The following is a 209-nucleotide window of genomic DNA, read 5'->3' on the forward strand; positions in this document are numbered from 1 at the left end:
GAAACTATTCGTCCTTATGGCTATGCACCGATAGGTAAACCTTGTATTGATAGCTACAACTGGCAAGCTAAAAAACGTACCAATGTCATCGGTGCTCTGTATGAAAAAATGCTATTTGCACTTGATTACTTTGAGAAAAACATCAATGGAGATGTATTCTATGACTGGTGCAAATACACGCTCATTCCAAGCCTTAAAACTAAATGCGT

The 209-nt window shown here is 37.8% G+C and carries 1 pseudogene; it reads left to right on the forward strand.

The features are described 5' to 3' along the window. Positions 1 to 209, forward strand: a pseudogene (locus CXF60_RS00655) (IS630 family transposase); the annotation flags it as partial.

The sequence above is a fragment of the Psychrobacter sp. 4Bb genome, assembly GCF_002836735.1.
In the GTDB taxonomy this organism is placed as follows: domain Bacteria; phylum Pseudomonadota; class Gammaproteobacteria; order Pseudomonadales; family Moraxellaceae; genus Psychrobacter.